Origin of the sequence: Flavobacterium psychrotolerans, from assembly GCF_003097635.1 — a bacterium.
Classification (GTDB): Bacteria; Bacteroidota; Bacteroidia; order Flavobacteriales; family Flavobacteriaceae; genus Flavobacterium; species Flavobacterium psychrotolerans.
Genome location: NZ_QCZI01000042.1, coordinates 1 through 1,676 on the forward strand (window position 1 = coordinate 1; position 1,676 = coordinate 1,676).

The following is a 1,676-nucleotide window of genomic DNA, read 5'->3' on the forward strand; positions in this document are numbered from 1 at the left end:
ATGCCTGGGGCGTCAGGCAGCGCCTTCAATAGGCCGGTGGTAATGATGGTGGTTCGGAAATTGTGAATGCCAATGGTCGATATGGCGTCCTCAAGACGGGAAATAGTACCGCTCCTGCCGAAATAAGCAGAATTTGCCGTGCGTAGCACCTTCGCCGCGAGAGCCTGGTCAAGGCTCACGGCTTTCACAATGTTGGCCAGCGGTACTGAAGGGTCCCTCGACATCGCTAGCAGTTCCATTACCACCGAGGAGATCGTTGGTAAGGCTGCAGGATTCTGAAAAATTTTTGCCAGGGGTTTCATAAAAATCTCAATGAGAATATGAGTCAGCTTGAATCGCCCCTGGTTTCGTAGACACCTCCAAGCCTCATAATGAGGCCCAAATAGGAGGTGCCATGAGTCGTCAGCGTTACCCCGAAGAATTCAAGATCGAAGCGGTCAAGCAAGTGACCGAGAAAGGCAATCCTGTCGCCGATGTTGCCCAGCGCCTGGGCATGTCTGTTCACAGCCTCTACGCCTGGATCAAGCTCTACAGCAAACCCCAAGAGCAGCGTCAGCAAGACGATGAGCAGCAAGCCGAACTGCGCAAGCTTCGCGCAGAACTCAAGCGCGTGACTGAAGAGCGAGACATCTTAAAAAAGGCCGCCGCGTACTTTGCCAAGGAGTGCAACTGAAGTACGCCTTCATCAAAAAGCACTCGACGCATTACCCGGTGCGGCGCCTTTGCCAAACCCTCAAGGTGCATCCCAGCGGCTACTACGCTTGGTTGGCCGAACCTCAATCTGCCCGAGCCAAAGAAGATCAGCGCCTGCTTGGCTTGATCAAGCAGGCCTGGTTAGAAAGCGGCGGCGTGTATGGCTATCGCAAGATTCACGATGACCTGCGAGAGCTAGGAGAGATCTGTGGGCGAAATCGAGTCGGTCGCTTGATGCAGGCAGAGGGGCTGCGTTCGCAAACGGGCTATCGCCGTCGTACTGGGTTTTATGGCGGAAAACCAACAGTGGCATCCCCCAACCATCTGGCCCGGCAGTTCAAGGTCAGTGAGCCGAATAAAGTCTGGGTGACCGATATCACCTACATCCGCACCTATGAAGGGTGGCTGTACCTGGCGGTAGTGCTGGATCTGTTCTCCCGCCAAGTCATTGGTTGGTCAATGAAGCCCAGAATGAGCAGCGACCTGGCCATCGACGCCATGCTGATGGCCGTGTGGCGACGCAAGCCACAGCAGCAAGTGATGATTCACTCAGACCAAGGCAGTCAGTTCAGTAGCTCAGATTGGCAAAGCTTCCTGAAGGCCAATAATGTGATCAGCAGCATGAGCCGACGGGGAAACTGCCACGACAATGCCGTAGCGGAGAGCTTTTTCCAGCTTTTGAAGCGGGAGCGAATCCGACGAAAGATCTACGCAACGCGTGACGAAGCCCGAAGTGATATTTTCGATTACATCGAGATGTTCTATAACCCTAAGCGTCGACACAGCAGTGCTATGCAGCTGTCTCCAGTAGAGTATGAGAAACGCTATTTCCTGAGCTTGGAGAGTGTCTAGGAAAGCAGGGGCGATTCATAGTGATCAAAGTAATCACTGCGAATTTGATAAGTGCTCCAACAAGAGTCAATCAGTGCTGAGCCAGGTTCGAGGCTTAAGTAATGGCCTAGGAAGTCATCAAACCCCTCGTA

General features: G+C 53.3%; 2 protein-coding genes. One reads left to right on the top strand and one right to left on the bottom strand.

The window, feature by feature from the left end; translation table 11 throughout:
* Nucleotides 1–302 (bottom strand): HDOD domain-containing protein (locus tag DB895_RS14065; RefSeq protein WP_116725987.1); only part of this gene is annotated, 302 nt, incomplete at its 3' end.
* Nucleotides 303–394: 92 nt separating this feature from the next.
* Here DB895_RS14065 and DB895_RS14070 point away from each other — a divergent pair.
* Nucleotides 395–1,545, top strand: a protein-coding gene (locus DB895_RS14070) for an IS3 family transposase (protein ID WP_085983004.1) whose coding sequence is annotated in 2 segments (ribosomal slippage) — nucleotides 395–629 and nucleotides 629–1,545 — 1,152 coding nt in all. Because the reading frame shifts where the segments join, the coding sequence is not laid out codon by codon here.
* The last annotated feature ends 131 nt before the right edge of the window (nucleotides 1,546–1,676 follow it).